Below are 20,154 nucleotides of genomic sequence, written 5' to 3' on the forward strand. Positions count from 1 at the left end.
CCGAAAGATCCCACGGTCGGGACGAAGAGCTGGCCTGCAATCGAACAAAGAGCTGATCATAAATCTTGACACACCAAACCCCCATGTGAGCAATCCAGAATCTTTCCGCGGAGGCAGTCTGGATTTGCTTCGCTGCGCTCGCAATGACGATCGTTGAAACGGCGGAGCAAACTAAGGCATCCCCGCTTACCCCGGATGCTTCTTCGCCCGCACCGTACTCCCGTCGATGTCGCTCCGCTTCAACAGATAATCCAGCCCGCCGACGCGATACCAGCGATAGCCGTAGGGCTCCAGCACGACGCGATGCTGGCCGCGCTTGTCGGCGTGGCTGTGGTCTTCCGCGAGCAGATTGATGAGGTGCGCGCCGGCCCCATCAGGCAATCCGGCCGAGAACGCGATCTCGCGCGGCTTCTCGTCGAGATTGTGCACGAACAGCACCGAATTGTTGCGCCAGTCATAGCGCATGATGAACACGGCGGGATCGCGCACAGGAATGATCGCGAAATCGCCCCAGCCGACTTCCGGCACCTCCTTGCGCATGCGCACGATGCGTTCGGTCCAGTTCAGCATCGAGTTGGGATCGCGCCGCTGCTTGGCAACGTTGACGTGGTCGTAGCCGTAAGGGCCCTTGTCGATGACGGGGCATGCCGGCTTGTTGCTCTTGGTGAAGCCGCCATGCGGCTCGGTCGACCATTGCATCGGCGTGCGCGCGCAGTTGCGTTCGGGCAGCGAGAGATCGTCGCCCATCGCGATCTCGTCGCCATAACGGATGACGGGCGTCCCCGGCAACGTGCACATCAGGCTGTAGGCGAGCTCGAGCCGCCGGCGGTCGCCGCCCAGCATCGGTGCGAGGCGTCGCCTGATGCCGCGGTCGTAAAGCTGCATGTCCTTGTCGGGACCGAAGCATTTGAACACGACCTCGCGCTGTGCCTTGGTCAGGCGGCCGAGATCGAGCTCGTCGTGATTGCGCAGGAACAGCCCCCATTGCGCGGTGGCAGGCCGCGGCTTGGTCGCCTTGAGCGCCTTCGCCAACGGCCGCGAGTCGGCCGAGGCCAGCGCGTAGAACAGGTTCTGGTTGACGTGGAAGTTGAACATCATGTGCATGCGATCGCCGTCGCGCCCGAAATATTCCATGTCCGTCTTCGGCAGCACGTTGGCTTCGGCAAGAATGATGGCGTCGCCCTGGCGCCATTGCAGAAATTCGCGGAAGGCGCGCAGCATGTCGTACTGCTCGACCGGCTTCCTCACCTTCGCGCCCTTGGTCGCGATCACGAAGGGCACGGCATCCATGCGGAAGCCGGAGACGCCGAGCTGGATCCAGAACCCCATGATCTTGAGGATCTCGGCCTGCACGCGCGGGTTTGAGGTGTTGAGATCGGGCTGGAAATCGTAGAAGCGATGAAAGTACCAGGCACCGGCTTCCTTGTCGCGCGTCCATGTCGATTTCTGCACGCCTGGAAACACCATGCCCTCGTTGGCGTTGGCCGGCTTCTTGTCGGACCAGACATACCAGTCGCGATAGGGCGAGTTCTTGTCGCGCCGCGCTTCCTTGAACCAGGGATGCTGATCCGAGGTGTGGTTGACCACGAGATCGATGATGATTCGGATGCCGCGCTGCTTGCAGCCATGGGCGAACTCGACGAAATCGCCGAGCGTGCCGTAGCGGGAATCGACGCTGTAATAGTCGGCGATGTCATAGCCGTCGTCGCGGCCCGGTGAGGTCTGGAACGGCATCAGCCAGATCGTGGTGATGCCAAGCCCGTGCAGATAGTCGAGCCGGCGGAGCAAGCCCTTGAAGTCGCCGATGCCGTCGCCGTTGGCGTCCATGTAGGAGCCGACGGACAGGCAATAGATTATGCCGTTCTTGTACCAGAGATCGTCGATCATGCGCCGCAGCCTCGATGGATCCGCCCGGGCGCGGCGGCTGCGTGATAAGTGTGAAGGAGAAGGGAGGTTCCGCCTTCTCGCCTCACACTCGCTGTCGTCCGGGGCGCGTAGCGAGCCTGGGACCCTTAACCCCAGGAAGAAGCCTGACGAAGATTCGGAGTGACCGTTTTGGCTAAGCAACCACTCCCTGTGGTTATGGATTCCGGGCTCGCACCAAGCGGGCGCGCCCCGGAATGACGGGTGGGGAGACAGTGTCCGTCCCTCATGGAATCGGCTATCCTCCTCCCATGGACAACACCGCCCGCAACATCGCCTTCGTACCGCCGCCGGACCGTCGCCAGTCGGAGACGGCGCTTGCGATCGCGCGCGGGACGGCGCGGCTGTTGCGATCGCTCGGCTTCTCATGCATCAGCGAATTGCCGCTGCCGTCGGGCCGCCGCGCCGATCTCGTAGCGTTGAACGAACGCGGCGAGATCTGGATCGTCGAGATCAAGTCGTCGGTGGAGGATCTGCGCGCCGATCAGAAATGGCACGAATACCGCGCCCATTGCGACCGGCTGTTCTTCGCCTTCACGCAGGATCTGCCGTGCGAGATTTTTCCTGAAGGTACCGGCCTCATCATTGCCGACGCCTACGGCGCGCACATGCATTGCGAGGCGCCCGAGCACAAGCTTGCTGCCGCCACGCGCAAGCAGATGACGGTGCGCTTCGCGATGGCGGCAGCGCTGCGGATCAACCGCCTGGTCGATCCGCAGGGACACGCGGATTTCTGGGAGTAGCGGCGCTACGAGCAGGCGCCGTAGGGTGGGCAAAGCGTAGCGTGCCCACCATTCAACATCAGAATTGAGGCAGAAGCAGTCGGCACGACGCTACGCGCCTTTGCCCACCCTAGGAGACCATTACCTCGGCGCGCGCTTGGCCAAAATCCGCTGCAACGTGCGGCGGTGCATGTTCAGCCGGCGCGCCGTCTCCGAGACGTTGCGGTTGCACATTTCGTAGATGCGCTGGATGTGTTCCCAGCGCACGCGATCGGCCGACATCGGATTGGTCGGCAGTTCGGATTTCTCCGCGCTGGTCGAGAGCAGCGCCGCGACGACGTCGTCGGCGTCCGCGGGCTTGGAGAGATAATCGATCGCGCCCATCTTTACCGCGGTCACGGCGGTGGCGATGTTGCCATAGCCGGTCAGCACGATCGCGCGCGCGTCCGGGCGCTTCTTCTTCAGCGCCGAGACCACGTCAAGGCCGTTGCCGTCGCCGAGCCGCAAATCCACCACGGCGAAGGCCGGTGCCGATTTGCCGATCTGCGCAAGACCGTCCGAGACGGTGTCGCAGGATGTCACGGCAAAGCCCCGCGTCTCCATCGCGCGCGATAGCCGCTCCAGAAACGGCTTGTCGTCCTCCACGATGAGAAGCGAGCGGTCGGTCTGTTCGTTCAGTTCGGCGATGGCGTTCAAGGTGTTGTCCTCTCTCCAGCGCATTGACATATGGCGTCGCAATCGTTCGGTGCCAAGGCGGCAAATAGTCGATCGGCCCCGTTGTGCGACGCAAGGTCGCGGCCTATCCTATTGTTTCTTCAAGCGTCTCGATAGCCTCAAAACGCTCTCGCGGCCAATTGATCTGGACCACCGCGCCGTGATCCGGAAAGGTCCGGTTGGTAAACGAGACCTTGGCGCCGGTGCGTTCGAGCAGCGTGCGCGCGATGAACACGCCGAGACCGAGGCCGCGCCGGTCGCCGCCGCCTTCATCCTGGGTGCGCCGCCGCGACAGATAGGGCTCGCCGATCCGGTTGAGGATGTCGGGCGGGATGCCGGGGCCGTCGTCGGAGATCACGAGTTCGATATGGTCCTTGTTCCACCAGGCGTTCACCTCAACGGTGGTGCGAGCGAAATCGACTGCGTTCTCGACGATGTTGCCGATGCCGTAGAGGATCGCGGGGTTGCGTGAGCCGACCGGCTCGGCCGCGACGGCCACCGCGATCCGCACCTTGATCTCGACACCGAAGTCGCGATGTGGCGCAACCACCTCCTCGATCAGCTCCGACAGCTTCATGCGGTCGAACGGCGCGCCGGTGGAGGACAGCTGCGTGATCTTGCTCAAGATGTCGCGGCAGCGCTGGGTCTGCTCGCGCAGGGTTTTCAGGTCGGCGGCGATGGCCGGATCGTTCACCGTCTTTTCCAATTCGCGCGAGATCAGGAAGATGGTCGCAAGCGGCGTGCCGAGCTCATGCGCGGCTGCGGCAGCTAATCCGTCGAGCTGGGTCAGATGCTGCTCGCGCGTCAGCACGAGCTCGGTTGCAGCCAGTGCGTCCGCAAGCTTGCGCGCCTCCTCGGTCACCTGGAAGGAGTAGAGGCTGGTGACGCCGATCGCGAGCGCGATCGAGAGCCAGACGCCGATCAGATAGATCGGCGGCAGCACCAGGGGATCATCGGAATCCCAGGGCAGCGGCAGATGAAAGAAGAACAGGATCGAGGCGCAGGCAACGGCGAGCAGGCCGAGGCCAAAGGTGAAGCGGGCGGGGAGCGCCGTGGCCGAGATCAGCACGGGTGCGAGGAACAGGAACGAGAACGGGTTCTGGAGGCCGCCGGTGAAGAACAAAAGTCCAGCCAATTCCACGATGTTGAGCGCCAGCAGTCCGGCCGCCTGCATCGGCTCCAACCGCTGCATCGGATTGGCCACCGTCTGGAGCGCCAGGTTGAGTGCTGCCGACAGGAAGATGATGCTGACGCAGGGGACGATCTCGACGTCGAATTCCAGCCCCTGCGCCACGATGAAGATCGCGGCGAGCTGCCCCAGCACCGCGAGCCAGCGCAGCCGCAGGATCGTGTCCAGGCGGATATGCCGCTGCGCGTGGCGAAAGCCGGAATCGGCAATTTCGGTCATGTCGGCCAATGTGCAGGTGCCTTCTCGATCACAAACGCTGGGCTCACGGAACCACCCAGGAATTACAAGCCTTGCGCTATCGGCTGCAATAGCAGAAGAACGGCCAGCATGACTGAGATTGACAAGGCTTCAAGTCGGCCGACTGTCGCGGATCGCAGCGCACCTGCGGCGATTGCGGTCGATCATCTCGTCAAGGTCTACAAGCAGACCCGCGCCGTCGATGATATGTCCTTTTCGCTGCCGCGCGGCAGCATCACCGGGCTGCTCGGCGGCAACGGCGCCGGCAAGACCACGACCATTGCGATGATCATGGGCCTGGTGCTGCCGACCTCCGGCCGTGTGCAGGTGCTCGGGCGAAGGATGCCTGAGGAGAGCGCGTCCGTGCTGGGGCGGATGAATTTCGAGAGCCCCTATGTCGACATGCCGATGCGGCTCACGGTGCGACAGAACCTCACCGTGTTCGGCAAGCTCTACGCGGTGAAGAACCTGTCCGAGCGCATCGCCGAGCTTGCCGATGATCTCGACCTCGGCGATTTCATCGACCGTGCCAACGGCAAGCTCTCCGCCGGGCAGAAGACCCGCGTCGCGCTGGCGAAAGCGCTGATCAACCAACCCGAGCTGCTCTTGCTGGACGAGCCGACCGCCTCGCTCGATCCTGACACCGCCGATTGGGTGCGGGCGCATCTGGAGCGCTATCGCCGGCACCACCACGCCACCATCCTGTTGGCCTCGCACAACATGCTCGAGGTCGAGCGGCTATGCGACCGCGTCATCATCATGAAGCGCGGCCGCATCGAGGACGACGACACGCCCGAGGCGATCATGGCCCGCTACAACCGCACCACGCTGGAGGAGGTGTTTTTGGACGTCGCACGCGGGCGGGTGAACGGTGCGCGAGAGGAGGCGGCGAAGTGAGACGGCAGCGGGTGCTCCTTTCGTCATTGCAAGCGAAGCGAAGCAATCCAGAATCTTTCTGCGCAAGGACTCTGGATTGCTTCGTCGCATCAGCGCAAAATTGCTGCACAATTTTGTCGCGAGCTCCTCGCAATGACGTCTTGGATAGATCGTGCGCGGCATTTCCATCGCTATGCGGGAGGGTGCCATGAGCGAGCTCTCCCTCCACCGCGGCATCTCCGCACATCGCATCGGCGCGATGGTCCTGCGCTATTGGTATCTGTTGATGTCGTCCTGGCCGCGGCTGCTCGAGCTGTTGTATTGGCCGGCGCTGCAAGTCATCACCTGGGGCTTCCTCCAGCTCTATATCGCCGAGAATGCCAATTTCTTCGCGCGCGCCGGCGGCACGCTGATCGGCGCCGTTATCCTCTGGGACATCCTGTTCCGTGGGCAACTCGGCTTCTCCATCTCGTTCCTCGAGGAGATGTGGGCGCGCAACATCGGCAACCTCATGATGAGCCCTTTGAGGCCGATCGAATTTCTGCTGTCGCTGATGGTGATGAGCCTGATCCGGCTTGCGATCGGGATCATTCCGATGACGCTGCTCGCGCTGTTCCTGTTTCACTTCAATGTCTATGCCCTCGGCCTGCCGCTGATCGCCTTCTTCTGCAATCTGATCTTCACGAGCTGGTCGGTCGGCATCTTCGTCTCGGGCCTGGTGCTGCGAAACGGCCTCGGCGCCGAGAGCATCGTCTGGACCTTGATGTTCGCAATCCTGCCGCTCGCCTGCGTCTACTATCCCGTCAGTGTGCTGCCTGCCTGGCTGCAATACGTCGCCTGGGCGTTGCCCCCGACCTACGCCTTCGAGGGAATGCGCGCGCTCCTGATCGAGCAAACCTTTAGGACCGATCTGATGCTGGAGGCGTTGGCCATCAACGCAGTGCTGCTGGTCGCATCTTTTGGGGCATTCCTTGCCCTATTGCGAAGCGCCAGGAAGCACGGTTCGCTGCTCTCGGCTGGCGAATAACGTCACTTTCCCGTGGATTCATGCTGGTTTTGGCGTTTCCGCTACGTAGATGTACGGAACCATGCATTGACGCAATATTGCGCATTCGGCAGTATGCTGCGATGCGAAGAGGAATATAAGCGATGCCTATTGGTGAGTTTGGCGGCGCGCCGCCCCTGGCGGCTGAAGGCAGTCCGGTCCTGACGACGCCGATGTACTGGATGTACGAGATGGCGCAAGCCTCTCTCAATCCGGCGCGCGCGGTCACCGATGCGACCAAGCTCCTGTTTCAGAATCCTCTCAATCCCTGGGCGCGGACCGAGGTCGGCAAGTCGGTCGCCGCGGCCTGCGAATTGTTCGAGCGCACCACGCGCCGCTACGGCAAGCCGGAATGGGGCCTCAACGACACCGAGGTCAATGGCATCCGCGTCCCCGTCGAGATCCGCTCGGTCTGGGAAAAGCCGTTCTGCAAGCTGCTCTACTTCGATCGCAAGTTCGCTCGCCCCTTGCGCAGTCCGCAGCCGCGCGTGCTGATCGTGGCACCGATGTCCGGCCATTATGCGACGCTGCTGCGCGGCACGGTCGAGGCCTTTCTGCCCGCGCATGAGGTCTACATCACCGATTGGGCCGATGCCCGCATGGTGCCGCTCAGCGAGGGCCGCTTCGATCTCGACGACTACATCGACTATGTCATCGAGATGCTGCACGTTCTCGGCGGCAACACTCACGTCATGGCGGTGTGCCAGCCCTCCGTCCCCGTCGTCGCCGCCGTCTCGATCATGGAAGCACGGCGTGATCCCTTTGTGCCGACCTCGATGACGCTGATGGGCGGGCCGATCGATACCCGCCGCAATCCGACCGCGGTGAACAACCTCGCCCAGGAGCGCGGCATCGACTGGTTCCGCAACCACGTCATCACCAAGGTGCCGTTCCCGCATCCGGGCATGATGCGCGACGTCTATCCGGGATTCTTGCAGCTCAACGGCTTCATCAGCATGAATCTCGACCGGCATATGGATGCCCACAAGCAGCTCTTCGCCAATCTGGTGAAGGGCGACGGCGATCTCGTCGACAAGCATCGCGAATTCTACGACGAATATCTCGCAGTCATGGATCTCTCCGCGGAGTATTATCTGCAAACCGTCGACACGGTGTTCGTGAAGCACGCACTGCCGAAGGGCGAGATGACCCATCGCGGAACACGCGTCGATCCTTCGAAGATCACGCGCGTGGCCTTGATGACGGTCGAAGGCGAGAAGGATGATATCTCCGGTCTCGGTCAGACCGAAGCAACGCACACTTTGTGCAGCGCGATTCCCGATCATCGCCGCGTTCATTACGTCCAGAAGGGCGTCGGACATTACGGCGTGTTCAACGGCTCGCGTTTCAAGTCGGAAATCGTGCCGCGGATCCATGATTTCATGGTCTCGGCGGCGAATCCGACCTCGCTGCAGGCGCTCGCGGCCGAATAGTCGCGTATTTCGGCTTTCCCGTCGAAAATTCAGGCCCTGTCGGAGCCTCCTGGAGAGCACGGTTCCGTCCAGATTCGCGGTATTGAGGTAGCCTCATAGGAGTGAGTCGCCACTCACCCCTTGGGGGCGCCTCATGCGTCCAGCGGGGGCGAAAATTGATGGTTCCAACCCCAGTCTGTAGGGTCTCCCGGACGCCTGACCGCTGTATATTGGGCAAATGATTTGTTTTTGCGCCGAGCGCTTCCCATGGCGGCGGTTATGGCAGAATCCGGGCGCCCTCCTGCCCCCCGGACTGACAGACATGGCCACTCGCGCGCTCCTTTATCGGCGGCCCCACGAACCAAAGACCCTCGTCATCACCCACGGCTCGCAATTTTTTGCGATCCGGCTGCGCCGCCACAGACGCGCGCGACGCTATACGCTCAGAATCCATCCGAGCGACCGCGAAGCCATCCTCACCATGCCGCCGCGCGGCACGCTCGCCGAAGCAAAGGACTTCGCGCAGCGTCACGGCGCATGGATCGCCGCACGCCTCGGCCGGTTGCCGAAGGCGGCGCCGTTCCAGCCAGGCACGGTGATACCGTTGCGCGGCACGCCCCATCGCATCGTTCATCGCGCCGGACAGCGCGGCACGGTGTGGACCGAGATGCGCGAGTCCGGCGAACGCATTCTCTGCGTCGCCGGTGGTCTCGAGCATGTCGACCGCCGCGTCAGCGACTTCCTCAAGCGTGAGGCGCGCCGCGATCTCCAGCGCTCAGCCGAGGCCTACGCGGCCGAGCTTGGCGTCAGGGTCAAGCGGCTCTCGATCCGCGACCAGTCCAGCCGCTGGGGCTCCTGCACCTCGGCGGGCTCGCTGTCGTTCTCCTGGCGGCTGATCCTCGCACCGCCCTTCGTGCTCGACTACCTCGCTGCCCACGAGGTTGCCCATCTCGTCGAGATGAACCACTCGGCGCGGTTCTGGCGCGTCTGCGGTAAGATCTGCCCGTCAATGGAACGCGCCAAGAAGTGGCTCGACACGTACGGGAATGATCTGCACCGGTATGGGGTCGAGGATTAGGCCCTGCTTTTGTCGGGCGCTCGCGCACTGGAGCGGGCGATCCGGTATTCGAGAGGCAGTGATTGTTTGGTCGAGAAGCTGCTGCGCTGGATCAAAGCCCAGCCAGCATCGGCCTCGCCGAACGCTGCTGTTTTGAGCCGACGTGTCAAATGGTCTTGCCGCCAGCGTCGGCTGTTCTGCGATCCGCGTAAGCCGTTGATTCCTCTATCACCGGCTACTGTGCATGGGGTTGTTTTCGCAGTTTTGTTTTGATGCGCTCAGGACCTCAACCCGAACCTATCGATTTCCGCCGAACAGCCGGTCCATCAACCAGCCGTCGAGCCCTGCCGCCGCCTCGGGGCGTACGTTGGCGCGCGTCGGAGGCGGCGGCCGATAGCCGCCATTGTTCGTCGGGGCCGGTCCGGCCGAGGTCGGCGCGGAGACCTGCGAGGCGGCCTGCGCAAGGTTCGAAAGGCCCCAGCCGCCTGGTGAGCTCGGCAAGGCGGCCACCGGCACACCCTCATGTGCCGTGCGCATGAAGCGCGTCCACACTTCCACCGGCAGCCCGCCGCCGGTCGCCTTCTTGGTCGGCGAGTTGTCGTCATTGCCGAGCCAGACGCCGGTGACGAGGTTGGCGGTGTAGCCGATGAACCAGGCGTCGCGGTAATCCTGGCTGGTGCCGGTCTTGCCGGCCGCCGGCCAGCCCGGGATCTCGGCCTTCTTGGCGGTGCCGTTGATCAAGGTCTCCCGCATCATCGTGTTCATCATGCCGACATAGCGCGGGTCGATCACCTGGTTGCGCTCGTCCGGCTGGCGCATGTAGAGCAGCTTGCCGCCGAGCGTCTTGATCCGCGTCACGACATGCGGCGCCACCGCGAGGCCGCCATTGGCGAACGGCGCATAGGCGCCGACCAACTCGACGACAGAGACTTCCGATGTTCCGAGCGCGATCGAGGCGTTCGGCTCGAGCTTCGAGGAGATGCCGAGCCGGTGCGCCGTGCGCACCACGTTCTTCGGTCCGACCTCGAGGCCAAGGCGGATCGCGACCGTGTTGAGCGACATCGCCAGCGCCTGCGTCAGCGTCACCGCGCCGAAATATTCGTGGGTGTAGTTCTCAGGCCTCCAGCCCTTGACCTCGATCGGGGCGTCCTGGCGCACGGTATCCGGCGTCAGCCCCTGCTCGAGCGCCGTCAGGTACACGAACGGCTTGAACGAGGAGCCCGGCTGGCGTTTTGCGGTGACCGCGCGATTGTATTGGCTGTCGGAATAGTTCCGCCCGCCGACCATGGCGCGCACCGCGCCGTCAGGCGTCATCGCCACCAGCGCACCCTGGCTGACGTTGAACTTCACGCTCTTGGCCGCGAGCTCGTCGATGATGGCGGCTTCCGCCACGCTCTGCAGCTTCGGATCGATCGTGGTCTCGACCTTGATGCTCTCGTCGATCTGGCCGACGAGATCGTCCAGCACCTCGCCGATCCAGTCGGCAACGTAATTGACCGTTCCGGCGCCGACCGGCTTCACGTTATAGGAGGGGTGGCCGATCGAGGCCTTGGCTTGCGCGTCGGTGATGAATTTTGCATCCGCCATCGCCGCGAGCACGATTTGTGCGCGCGCTTCCGCGCCCTCGGGATTGCGGTTCGGCGCAAGGCGCGAGGGCGATTTGACGAGGCCCGCCAGCATCGCGGCTTCGGCGATCGTCACGTTCTTGGCCGACTTGCCGAAATAGCGCTGCGCCGCGGCCTCGACCCCATAAGCGCCGGAGCCGAAATAGACGCGGTTGAGGTAGAGCTCCAAAATCTCGTTCTTGGAATGCTTGCGCTCCAGCCAGATCGCGAGCTCCGCCTCCTGCAGCTTGCGCTGCATGGTTCGCTCCTGGGTCAGGAACAGGTTTTTGGCGAGCTGCTGTGTCAGCGTCGAGCCGCCCTGCGAGACGCCGCGATGGAGCACGTTGGTGACGAGGGCGCGCAGGATGCCGACCGGGTCGATGCCGAAATGGGAATAGAAGCGGCGGTCCTCGATGGCGATGAACGCCTTGGGCAGATAGGGCGGCAGGTCCTTCAGCGCGACGTTGGCGCCGGCCATCTCGCCGCGCTGTGCCAGCATGCTGCCGTCGATGCCGACGATCTGGATCGTCGGCGGGCGCTTAGGGATTTCCAGCGACTGGATCGGCGGCAGATGGGCGCCGACATAGATCACGACGCCGATCACGGCGATCACGCCCCACAAGCTCAGCACCGCGCTCCAATAGACCAGACGGCCGAGGCTGAAGCCTCCGCGCGACTTTGGCCGCCGCTTGGCGCCGCTACGGCCGGCCGATGCCTTGCGTTCGCGCGGCGGCTCGTCGCCGGCATCGTCGCTCTTGCGCTTGGCGGATGATTTCGCTGATTTCTTGGGCTTGTCGTCGCCACCGGGAATGCGGTCCGCCGCGGTCAGGCGCAGGTCGGCGAGCGCCGCAGGCAAGCCGAATAGCGGCTCCTTCCGCCCACCCTTCTTCTTTCCCCACGCCATACGCCAAACGCCCGGTCAGCCCGCCCCGCCGCACGCTAGCGGTTGCTGTTTAAGGCCCGGTTAACCAGAGCTTAACGCGCAATTAGGAGGTGCGGCATTCGCCGGCCGCAGTTCCGCTTCTGGAGCGCCAGAGCTAGGATCGCTCGCATCAAGAAAAAGGAAACTCGCATGGGCCATATCGATCCGACCAAGGAGATCTTCGCGCAATTCCGGGAGAACGACCGCCCGGGCCCGATCCACATGCTCAATCTGGTGCGGCTGCGCAAAGAGGCGGCCTATCCGGACGGCCGCAAGGCGAGCGGCGCCGAAGCCTATGCGGCCTATGGCCGCGAGAGCGGCCCGGTGTTCGAACGCCTCGGCGGCCGCATTGTCTGGCAAGGCAAATTCGAGCTGATGCTGATCGGTCCCCCGGAGGAGCGCTGGGACCATTGCTTCATCGCCGAATATCCGAGCGTCTCAGCCTTCGTCGAGATGATCCGAGATCCCGTCTATCGCGAGGCGGTGAAGCATAGGCAGGCAGCGGTGGAGGATTCGCGCCTGATCCGACACGCGGTGTTGCCGGTGGGGAAGAATTTTGGGGAGATACCGGAGTAGGCCCCGTCATTCCGGGGCGATGCGAATGCATCGAATGATGGTGCGCACTTGCGCACCTGAGAATCTCGACATTCCGGGTCTGGCGCTTGCGCGCCATCCCGGAATGACCGTTTAGCCTAGCCCGACGGCCCCGTGTCCTCGATGACCGGCCCGAACAGCTCCCAGCGTTCGCCGTTGAATTTCATCATCTGCATCTGCTTGTTGACGCGGTAGTCGTTGGGACCGGTGGTGATCTTGATGCCGGGCAGCGCCAGGCTCGGCGTATAGCCCTTGATGTTGGCGACCTGCTTCATGACGTTCTCACGCGTCAGGTCGTCGCCGCATTGCTTCAGCACCTGGACCAGGAGCTCCGCCACCGAATAGGCATAGGTGTTCACGGTGTTGAGCTTGTCGCCTTCCGGGAAATACTTGTCCATGAAAGCGAAGAAGGCCTTCACACCCGGATCGTCCTTCCACTGGGGATCGCCGGGGTCCTTGCCGTAATTGGTCGAGATGATGCCCTTGGAAATATCGAGGCCGGCCGGCTTCAGCGTCGCCGACACCGGGCTCGCATTGATGTCGAGGATATGCACCGGAGACCAGCCGAGGTCTGCGAGCTTCTTGATCGCCTGCGCCGCGAATTTTGGCGTCGAAGCGTCATAGAACAGATCGACGCCCATCGACTTCAGCTTGACCACCTGGGAGTCAACGGTCGGATCAGTGACCTCGTAGGAGACCTCGCCGACGATCATGCTGGCGGCCTTGTCACCGAGGCCGCTCTTGAGGCCCGCGAGATAGTCGCGGCCCATGTCGTCGTTCTGGTAGAGCACGCCAATCTTGGCATTGGGGTGATTGGCGAGAATGTACTTGGCGTAGATCCGTCCTTCGGACACGTAGTTCGGATTGTAGGCAATGGTCCAGGGAAAGTTCTGCGGATCGTTGAAACGCGCGGCGCCGGTGGACGCCAGCAGTTGCGGCACCTTCTTGCCGTTGAGATATTTTTGCACGGCGGCATTGGCCGCGGTGCCGATCAGCTGGAAGGTGAACAGCACCTCGTCGCCTTCGACCAGCTTGCGGACCTGCTCGACCGTCTTCGGCGGCGAATAGGCGTCGTCATACTGGATCAGATTGATCTTGCGGCCGTTGATGCCGCCCTGATCGTTGATCATCTTGAAATAGGCGGCCTGGGTCTTGCCGATATTGGCGTAGACCGAGTAGGCACCGGAGAACGGAACGGTCTGGCCGATCTTGATCTCGGTGTCGCTCGCGCCGGTGTCGTATTTCTTCTGGGCGAGGGCTTGGCTCGCGGAGAATGCGAAGGCGAGCGCCGCCGTGGCAGCTAGGAAGGCTCTGCGATTGTTCATGTTAGTTCGTTCCTCCTGACGGAATTATCGATCGATGGTCTTTGTCCGTTGATTGCAACGGTCGCCATCGCTGCCAAAGATTGTGGAGGAACGTTCGCCCCCGCGCAAGGATCACGGCGCTGCGCCGTAGCGTCTCAGGCTAAAAACTAGGCCAGGAACAATGCCATCAGCGCAAACCGTCGCCGGCCACGTCACGCACAGCTTTGTCCGGAAACGCTAAGGTTGGCGATCAAAATCAGGTTGGCTCCCCCAAAGCGTCAGCTTTCGGGTGGACGATAGTACGGCCGGCGTGGCAAGTCCGGCGGCGTGTTTCGATGCAATGGTGCCGCAATGCCCGCTGGACCAACCAAAACGCCTGAACGCTTTGGTCTCGATCGCCTGGTGACGCCGATCGGGATCGCCCTGCTCGTCACAGATGCCGATGGTGCCTTGCGCGCGCTCGACTGGGCGGATTACGAGCACCGCATGCGCGAGCTGTTGCGCCTGCATTATGGGGTGGTGGATCTGAGCGATCAGCCTGCGCCGACGCAGATGCGGGCTGCGCTGTCGGGCTATTTTGAAGGCGATCTCGGCCAGCTCTCGGGCGTCGCATGGCGTATCGGCGGCACGTCGTTCCAGCGGAAGGTCTGGACCGCACTTGCGCGGATTCCCGCCGGCACCACGATGAGCTACGGCGCACTCGCGGCAAAGATCGGCATGCCCAAAGCCATTCGCGCCGTCGGCCATGCCAACGGCTCCAATCCGATCAGCGTGGTGCTGCCGTGTCATCGCCTGATCGGCGCCGATGGCTCGCTGGTGAAATACGGCGGTGGGCTCGAGCGCAAGCGCTGGCTGCTGCGGCATGAGGGGGTGGAGCTTTAGGTCTCTCCTTTTCGTCATTCCGCGGCACCCCGGAACAACGGACGAGATCACGCCGCCGGCTGCACCGCCTTGTCGCCGGCCATCACATGGGTCAGCGCGCTCTTGATCGCGGCCTGGCGGGTCGGCGCGTTGATCTGTGCGCCCAGGAGGTCGGTGACGTAGAACACGTCGCGCGCGCGCTCGCCGAAGGTCGCGACATGCGCCGAGGCGATGTTGAGGTTGAGCTTGGAGATCGCGGTGGTCAGCTCGTAGAGCAGGCCGGGGCGATCGAGGCCGGAGACCTCGATCACGGTGTAGCGGTCGGACCATTGGTTGTTGATGGTCACTTCCGGCTCGATCACGAACGGCTTCGCCTTGCTGCGCACGGTGCGCCGCGCCACCACTTCCGGCAGGCGCAGCTTGCCTTCCAGCACGTCCTCGATCATCTCGCCGATCCGGGTGGCGCGCCGTCCCTCGTCCTCGTCGCGGTCATACTCCCGCGAGATCGAGATCGTGTCGAGCGCACGGCCGTCGGTGGTGGTGTAGATCTGGGCGTCGACGATGTTGGCGCCGGCCGAGGCGCAGGCTCCGGCGATGATCGAGAGCAGCCAGGGATGGTCGGCGGCGAAAATCGTGAGCTCGGTGACGCCACGCACCTCGTCGAAGCCGACATTGATCGCGAGCTTGTGGCCGGCCTGCTCGCTGGAGCGGACGAAGCGGGCATGGCGGATTTTTCGCGGCAGCTCGACCTTGAGCCAATAGGCTGGATAGTGCCGGCCGATATAGGCATCGAGCTCGTCAGCCGGCCATTCGGCGAAGGCCATGCGGAATTCGGCGTACGCAACGGCGAGGCGCTTTCCGCGGTCGACCTCCGAGAAGCCGCCGGTGAGCACCGGCTCGGTCTCGTAATAGAGCGAGCGCAGCAGCTGCGCCTTCCAGCCGTTCCACACGCCCGGGCCGACGCCGCGGATATCGGCGGTTGTCAGGATGGTCAACAGCTTCATCTGCTCGACCGATTGCACCACCGCGGCGAAATTCTCGATCGTCTTGCGGTCCGAGAGGTCGCGCGACTGCGCGACCGTGGACATCGTCAGATGCTCCTCGATCAGCCAGGCCACGAGCTCGGTATCGGCCGGGCTGAAGCCGAGCCGGGGGCACAGCCGCCGCGCCACCTTGGCGCCGGCAATGGAGTGATCCTCGAGGCGGCCCTTGGCGACGTCGTGCAGCAGCGTCGCGATGTAGATGACAGGCCGGTGCTCGGGCCTGATCTTGCGGAACAGGTCGCTGGCCAGCGCGAACTCCTCGATCCCGCCGCGCTCGATGTCCTGAAGGAAGCCGATGCAGCGGATCAGGTGCTCGTCGACCGTGTAGTGATGATACATGTTGAACTGCATCATCGAGACGATCTTGCCGAAGGCGCGGATGAAGTGGCCGAGCACGCCGGTCTCGTTCATCCGCCGCAGCACGATCTCGGCATTGTCGGAGATGAGGATCTCCATGAACAGCCGGTTGGCCTCGGGATTCTCGCGCAGCTGGGCGTTGATCAGGCCCAGCGAGCGCGTCACACCGCGCATCGCATCCGGATGGAAGGCGAGGTTGTTCTTCTGCGCCAGGCGGAAAATGCGGATCAGATTGACCGGATCGTGCTTGAAGACGTCGGGCGCGGCGATGTTGATGCGATTGTTGTCGACGATGAAGTCGTCGCTGTCAGGCACGCGCCGCTTCACGGTGCTGGGCCGCAGCCGCGCCATCATCCGGCTCAGCACCGGCGCGGGCTTGGCCTGCTGGTCCTCGAGCTTGGCGCAGAGAATGGCGGTGAGGTTGCCGACTTCCTTGGCGACCAGGAAGTAGTGTTTCATGAAGCGCTCGACGTCCTGCATGCCGGGATGCGAGGTGTAGCCGAGCCTGACCGCGATCTCGCGCTGGAGGTCGAAGGAGAGGCGCTCTTCGGCGCGATTGCAGTAGAAATGCAGATTGCAGCGTACCGACCAGAGGAAATCGGCGCAGCGGCGGAAGCTGCGATATTCCTGCGCGTCGAACACGCCGCGCTCGACCAGCTCGTCGGTATCGCGGACGCGATAGACGTACTTTGCGATCCAGAACAGCGTGTGCAGGTCGCGCAGGGCGCCCTTGCCGTCCTTGACATTCGGTTCGACAAGATAGCGCGACTGGCCGCCGCGGCGATGCCGCTCCTCGCGCTCGGCGAGTTTTGCGGTGACGAATTCGGACGCGGTGCCCTGCACCACGTCCTTGTCGAAGCGCTCGACCAATTCGTCATAGAGCGGCTTGTCGCCGGTCAGGAAGCGCGTCTCCAGGATCGCGGTGCGGATCGTCATGTCGCCGCGCGCCTGCCGGATCGACTCGTCGACCGAGCGCGTGGCGTGGCCGACCTTCAGCCCCATGTCCCAGAGGCAGTAGAGGATGGCTTCAGCGACCTGCTCGCCCCAGGCGGTCTGCTTGTAGGGCAGGATGAACAGCAGATCGATGTCGGATTCCGGCGCCATCAGCCCGCGGCCATAGCCGCCGGTCGCCACCACCGCCATGCGCTCGGCGCCGCTCGGGATTGGCGAGCGGTAGAGATGCCGGGTCGCGGCCGAATACAGGATGCGGATGATCTCGTCCTGGACGTGGCACAGTCGCTCGGCGCAGCGCCTTCCGTGGCGGTCCTTGAGCAGGATCGCCTGTGCGGCGGCGCGCGCCGCGATCAACTCGGCCTTGAGCAATTGCGCCATGGCGGTGCGGAACGCGTCCTCGCGGCCCTCGTGCTTTTCGGCGAGCGCATCGACCGCGGCGGTGATCCGCGCGCTGTCGAAGCGGTCATCCGTTTCGGGCTTCTGCTCAGTCGCGATGCTGTCCATGCCTCACCGGATATAAGAGGCGGCAGGCGCTGTCACCCGCGATTCTCTGGCAATAGTCGTTCCATGCTGGAAAGCTGCGGCTTTGGGCAAATCTGTTCTCGGGCTGCGCGCTTGCAAGGGACGGATTTTCTCGTTGACCTCTAGAAATAACTCCTTGAAAAACAATGAAATTTTGGAGGAGCTGGGCATGACCAGGATTACACGACGCATTCTGTTGGCGGGAGCCGTAGCGCTCGCATTGACCCCTGCGGCACGGGCGGCGGATCCGCTCAAGGAGATCCGCATCGACTGGGCGACCTACAATCCGGTGTCGATGGTCCTGAAGCAGAAGGGACTGCTGGAGAAAGAGTTCGCCAAGGACGGCATCACGATCACCTGGGTGCAGTCCGCCGGCTCGAACAAGGCGCTCGAATTCCTTAACGCCGGCTCGATCGATTTCGGCTCGACCGCGGGCTCGGCCGCGCTGGTCGCCCGTATCAACGGCAATCCGATCAAGTCAATCTATGTCTATTCGCGTCCGGAATGGACGGCGCTGGTGACATCAAAGGATTCCAAGATCGCTGGCGTTGCCGATCTCAAGGGCAAGCGCGTTGCGGTGACGCGCGGCACTGATCCGCACATCTTCCTGGTCCGCGCGCTGCTTGGCGCGGGTCTCACCGAAAAGGACATCACGCCGGTGCTGCTCCAGCACGCCGACGGCAAGACCGCGCTGGTCCGCGGCGACGTCGATGCCTGGGCCGGTCTCGATCCGATGATGGCGCAGGCCGAGGTCGAAGAGGGCGCAAAGCTGTTCTACCGCAAGGCCGATGCCAACACCTGGGGCATCCTCAATGTGCGCGAGCAGTTCCTGAAGGATTATCCGGACACTGCTCGCCGCGTCCTCGCGGTTTACGAGGAAGCGCGGAAATACGCCCTGGCGAATTACGACGAGCTGAAGAAGACTTTCATCGCGGTCACAAAACTGCCCGAGGCGGTCGTCGACAAGCAGCTCAGGGAGCGCACCGAGCTCACCCATAGCCGCATCGGCGCGCCCCAGCGCGAATCGATCCTCGCCGCGGGTCTCGCGCTCCAGCAGGCAGGCGTCGTCGACGCCAAGGTCGACGTCAAGGCGACGCTGGATGCCCTGATCGACGACCAGGTTCCGCTGCCGACGAATTGAGGCTCCTTGCATTCCCCGACCAGACGCGCTTGCTATGGCCATGATCTCCGACGCGCCAGTCCTGCAACAATCCTCGGAGCCGGCCGAAACCGCGGCTGCGCCTTCGCGCATCGCCCGCTACGCGCGGCCGGTGCTGGGTGTGCTGCTGCCGCTGATGCTCGCGCTTGGCTGGGAGCTCGTGGTCTGGCTCGGCTGGTCCAACGGGCGGCTGGTGCCATCGCCCTCGCGCGTGTTTGCCACCATCACCGAGCTCGCCCGCTCCGGCGAGCTGGTGCGCCACATCACAGCGACGCTGTGGCGGGTCGCTCTCGGCTTCGCCTTCGGCGTGGTCGCGGGCACGCTGTTAGGCGCCATCTCCGGCTATTGGTCGCTGGCGCGGCGGCTGCTCGATCCGACCGTGCAGGCGCTGCGCGCGATCCCTTCACTGGCCTGGGTGCCGCTTTTCATTCTCTGGCTCGGCATCTTTGAGACCTCGAAGATCGCGCTGATCGCGGTCGGCGTGTTCTTTCCGGTCTATCTCGGCGTGATGGGCGCGATCCTCGCGGTCGACCGCAAGATCGTCGAGGTCGGCCGCACCTTCCGCCTCTCAGGGCCGGCCATGATCCGGCGCATCCTGTTGCCCGCGGTGCTGCCGGCCTATGTCGTGTCCTTGCGCGTCGGCCTCGGTCTGGGCTGGATGTTCGTGGTGGCGGCCGAGCTGATCGGCGCCTCCGAAGGCCTAGGCTATCTCCTGCTCGACGGCCAGCAGCTCGGCAAGCCCGCACAGATCCTCGCGGCCATCGTGATCTTCGCCATCCTCGGCAAGCTCACGGACTGGCTGATCGAAGTCGCGGCCGCGCCCTTCCTGCGCTGGCAGGATGCCTTCGGACGCGCGAAGGGAGCGTGACGCGATGCTGGCGCTCCACCGGGTCAGCAAGACCTATCCCAACGGCGTGGAGGCGCTGGCGCGCTTCTCCGCCGAGATCCGCCAAGGCGAGATCGTCGCCATCATCGGCGGCTCCGGCTGCGGCAAATCAACATTGCTGCGCGCCATCGCCGGCCTCGATCGCGCCAGCTCCGGCACAGTGACGCTCGACGATGAGGCGATCGCCGCGCCGCACGCCAAGATCGGCATCATCTTCCAGGAGCCGCGGCTTTTGCCCTGGCTCAGCGTCGCTGACAATATCGGCTTCGGACTTGCCGATCTGCCCGCAGCCGAGCGGCGCGAGAAGGTGGCGCGCGCGCTCGAACGCGTCGGGCTCACCGAGAAGGCGCAGGCCTGGCCGCGCGAGCTCTCCGGCGGGCAGGCGCAGCGCGTCGCGATCGCACGCGCACTGGTGCCGCAGCCGGAGGTGCTGCTGCTCGATGAGCCGTTCTCGGCGCTTGACGCCTTCACCCGTCGCGACCTTCAGGATCATCTGCTCGACCTCTGGGCCGATACGCGGCCGACCTTGATGCTCGTCACACATGACGTCGACGAAGCCGTCGTGCTGGCCGATCGCGTGCTGGTGATGCGGCCGCGGCCCGGCCGATTGTTCGATCAGATCGAGATCAATCTGGGTCGGCCGCGCGACCGCAATTCGCCGCTGTTCGAGAACTTCAAAAGAAGTGTGCTGACCTCACTCGACCGCTCACTCGACCGCAGGGTGCCTGACCGTGACGCAACCCAGGGTCCCGGTCAGGCCATGTGGTGGTGAC

At 63.8% G+C, this 20,154-nt stretch carries 16 protein-coding genes; 10 read left to right on the forward strand and 6 right to left on the reverse strand.

What is annotated here, in order from left to right:
* Positions 1-186 precede the first annotated feature (186 nt).
* Complete coding sequence (locus IVA87_RS25350; protein WP_247303717.1) at positions 187-1,887, reverse strand: alpha-amylase family protein; 1,701 nt, start codon at positions 1,885-1,887, stop codon at positions 187-189.
* 287 nt (positions 1,888-2,174) lie between these two features.
* Here IVA87_RS25350 and IVA87_RS25355 point away from each other — a divergent pair, with 287 nt between their 5' ends.
* On the forward strand, positions 2,175-2,666 hold the full coding sequence (locus IVA87_RS25355) for an MmcB family DNA repair protein (RefSeq protein WP_247303716.1): 492 nt from the start codon (positions 2,175-2,177) through the stop codon (positions 2,664-2,666).
* Between the two features lie 120 nt (positions 2,667-2,786).
* On the opposite strand, the gene IVA87_RS25360 is transcribed toward IVA87_RS25355, so the two are convergent.
* Positions 2,787-3,341: an ActR/PrrA/RegA family redox response regulator transcription factor gene (locus IVA87_RS25360; protein ID WP_164934823.1), complete on the reverse strand. Its 555-nt coding sequence runs from the start codon at positions 3,339-3,341 to the stop codon at positions 2,787-2,789.
* A 103-nt stretch (positions 3,342-3,444) separates the two neighbouring features.
* Positions 3,445-4,767 (reverse strand): ActS/PrrB/RegB family redox-sensitive histidine kinase, encoded by a 1,323-nt coding sequence (locus IVA87_RS25365; RefSeq protein WP_247303715.1) that lies wholly within the window; start codon positions 4,765-4,767, stop codon positions 3,445-3,447.
* Between the two features lie 108 nt (positions 4,768-4,875).
* On the opposite strand from IVA87_RS25365, the gene IVA87_RS25370 reads away from it, so the two are divergent.
* From IVA87_RS25370 to IVA87_RS25385, 4 genes are all read left to right on the forward strand, one after another.
* Positions 4,876-5,682, forward strand: a complete 807-nt coding sequence (locus IVA87_RS25370; protein ID WP_247335614.1) for an ABC transporter ATP-binding protein — start codon at positions 4,876-4,878, stop codon at positions 5,680-5,682.
* 187 nt (positions 5,683-5,869) lie between these two features.
* A complete protein-coding gene (locus tag IVA87_RS25375) occupies positions 5,870-6,688 on the forward strand; it encodes an ABC transporter permease (protein ID WP_247303713.1) in 819 nt (272 codons plus the stop codon).
* Between the two features lie 122 nt (positions 6,689-6,810).
* Positions 6,811-8,139, forward strand: coding sequence for a polyhydroxyalkanoate depolymerase (gene phaZ, locus IVA87_RS25380; protein WP_247303712.1), 1,329 nt, complete (start codon positions 6,811-6,813; stop codon positions 8,137-8,139).
* A gap of 217 nt (positions 8,140-8,356) precedes the next feature.
* Entirely contained in the window at positions 8,357-9,196 is an 840-nt protein-coding gene (locus IVA87_RS25385) for a SprT family zinc-dependent metalloprotease (protein ID WP_247303711.1), read from the forward strand.
* 276 nt (positions 9,197-9,472) lie between these two features.
* On the opposite strand, the gene IVA87_RS25390 is transcribed toward IVA87_RS25385, so the two are convergent.
* Positions 9,473-11,683, reverse strand: coding sequence for a penicillin-binding protein 1A (locus tag IVA87_RS25390; protein WP_247303710.1), 2,211 nt, complete (start codon positions 11,681-11,683; stop codon positions 9,473-9,475).
* Between the two features lie 168 nt (positions 11,684-11,851).
* Between IVA87_RS25390 and IVA87_RS25395 the strand changes: the two genes are divergently transcribed.
* Positions 11,852-12,277: a DUF1330 domain-containing protein gene (locus IVA87_RS25395; RefSeq protein ID WP_247335618.1), complete on the forward strand. Its 426-nt coding sequence runs from the start codon at positions 11,852-11,854 to the stop codon at positions 12,275-12,277.
* 116 nt (positions 12,278-12,393) lie between these two features.
* On the opposite strand, the gene IVA87_RS25400 is transcribed toward IVA87_RS25395, so the two are convergent.
* On the reverse strand, positions 12,394-13,620 hold the full coding sequence (locus tag IVA87_RS25400; protein WP_247303708.1) for an ABC transporter substrate-binding protein: 1,227 nt from the start codon (positions 13,618-13,620) through the stop codon (positions 12,394-12,396).
* Between the two features lie 330 nt (positions 13,621-13,950).
* Here IVA87_RS25400 and IVA87_RS25405 point away from each other — a divergent pair, with 330 nt between their 5' ends.
* On the forward strand, positions 13,951-14,481 hold the full coding sequence (locus IVA87_RS25405; RefSeq protein ID WP_247303706.1) for a methylated-DNA--[protein]-cysteine S-methyltransferase: 531 nt from the start codon (positions 13,951-13,953) through the stop codon (positions 14,479-14,481).
* A gap of 47 nt (positions 14,482-14,528) precedes the next feature.
* On the opposite strand, the gene IVA87_RS25410 is transcribed toward IVA87_RS25405, so the two are convergent.
* Positions 14,529-17,318, reverse strand: coding sequence for a [protein-PII] uridylyltransferase (locus IVA87_RS25410; protein WP_247303704.1), 2,790 nt, complete (start codon positions 17,316-17,318; stop codon positions 14,529-14,531).
* 187 nt (positions 17,319-17,505) lie between these two features.
* Between IVA87_RS25410 and IVA87_RS25415 the strand changes: the two genes are divergently transcribed.
* Genes IVA87_RS25415 through IVA87_RS25425 form a run of 3 tightly spaced genes read left to right on the forward strand, consistent with a single transcriptional unit; the run spans position 17,506 to position 20,153 of the window.
* On the forward strand, positions 17,506-18,477 hold the full coding sequence (locus tag IVA87_RS25415) for an aliphatic sulfonate ABC transporter substrate-binding protein (RefSeq protein ID WP_247303702.1): 972 nt from the start codon (positions 17,506-17,508) through the stop codon (positions 18,475-18,477).
* Between the two features lie 40 nt (positions 18,478-18,517).
* Positions 18,518-19,363, forward strand: a complete 846-nt coding sequence (locus IVA87_RS25420) for an ABC transporter permease (RefSeq protein WP_247303955.1) — start codon at positions 18,518-18,520, stop codon at positions 19,361-19,363.
* A 4-nt stretch (positions 19,364-19,367) separates the two neighbouring features.
* Positions 19,368-20,153, forward strand: a complete 786-nt coding sequence (locus IVA87_RS25425) for an ABC transporter ATP-binding protein (RefSeq protein WP_247303700.1) — start codon at positions 19,368-19,370, stop codon at positions 20,151-20,153.
* The last annotated feature ends 1 nt before the right edge of the window (position 20,154 follow it).

It is taken from the genome of Bradyrhizobium sp. 147, from assembly GCF_023073935.1.
Classification (GTDB): domain Bacteria; phylum Pseudomonadota; class Alphaproteobacteria; order Rhizobiales; family Xanthobacteraceae; genus Bradyrhizobium.

Bases quoted from the DNA above. Each gene is read 5' to 3' on its own strand.
- IVA87_RS25350 (WP_247303717.1), bottom strand. From the start codon at position 1,887: ATGATCGACGATCTCTGGTACAAGAACGGCATAATCTATTGCCTGTCC.
- IVA87_RS25355 (WP_247303716.1), top strand. From the start codon at position 2,175: ATGGACAACACCGCCCGCAACATCGCCTTCGTACCGCCGCCGGACCGT.
- IVA87_RS25365 (WP_247303715.1), bottom strand. From the start codon at position 4,767: ATGACCGAAATTGCCGATTCCGGCTTTCGCCACGCGCAGCGGCATATC.
- IVA87_RS25370 (WP_247335614.1), top strand. From the start codon at position 4,876: ATGACTGAGATTGACAAGGCTTCAAGTCGGCCGACTGTCGCGGATCGC.
- IVA87_RS25375 (WP_247303713.1), top strand. From the start codon at position 5,870: ATGAGCGAGCTCTCCCTCCACCGCGGCATCTCCGCACATCGCATCGGC.
- phaZ (WP_247303712.1), top strand. From the start codon at position 6,811: ATGCCTATTGGTGAGTTTGGCGGCGCGCCGCCCCTGGCGGCTGAAGGC.
- IVA87_RS25385 (WP_247303711.1), top strand. From the start codon at position 8,357: ATGATTTGTTTTTGCGCCGAGCGCTTCCCATGGCGGCGGTTATGGCAG.
- IVA87_RS25390 (WP_247303710.1), bottom strand. From the start codon at position 11,683: ATGGCGTGGGGAAAGAAGAAGGGTGGGCGGAAGGAGCCGCTATTCGGC.
- IVA87_RS25395 (WP_247335618.1), top strand. From the start codon at position 11,852: ATGGGCCATATCGATCCGACCAAGGAGATCTTCGCGCAATTCCGGGAG.
- IVA87_RS25400 (WP_247303708.1), bottom strand. From the start codon at position 13,620: ATGAACAATCGCAGAGCCTTCCTAGCTGCCACGGCGGCGCTCGCCTTC.
- IVA87_RS25405 (WP_247303706.1), top strand. From the start codon at position 13,951: ATGCCCGCTGGACCAACCAAAACGCCTGAACGCTTTGGTCTCGATCGC.
- IVA87_RS25410 (WP_247303704.1), bottom strand. From the start codon at position 17,318: ATGGACAGCATCGCGACTGAGCAGAAGCCCGAAACGGATGACCGCTTC.
- IVA87_RS25415 (WP_247303702.1), top strand. From the start codon at position 17,506: ATGACCAGGATTACACGACGCATTCTGTTGGCGGGAGCCGTAGCGCTC.
- IVA87_RS25420 (WP_247303955.1), top strand. From the start codon at position 18,518: ATGATCTCCGACGCGCCAGTCCTGCAACAATCCTCGGAGCCGGCCGAA.
- IVA87_RS25425 (WP_247303700.1), top strand. From the start codon at position 19,368: ATGCTGGCGCTCCACCGGGTCAGCAAGACCTATCCCAACGGCGTGGAG.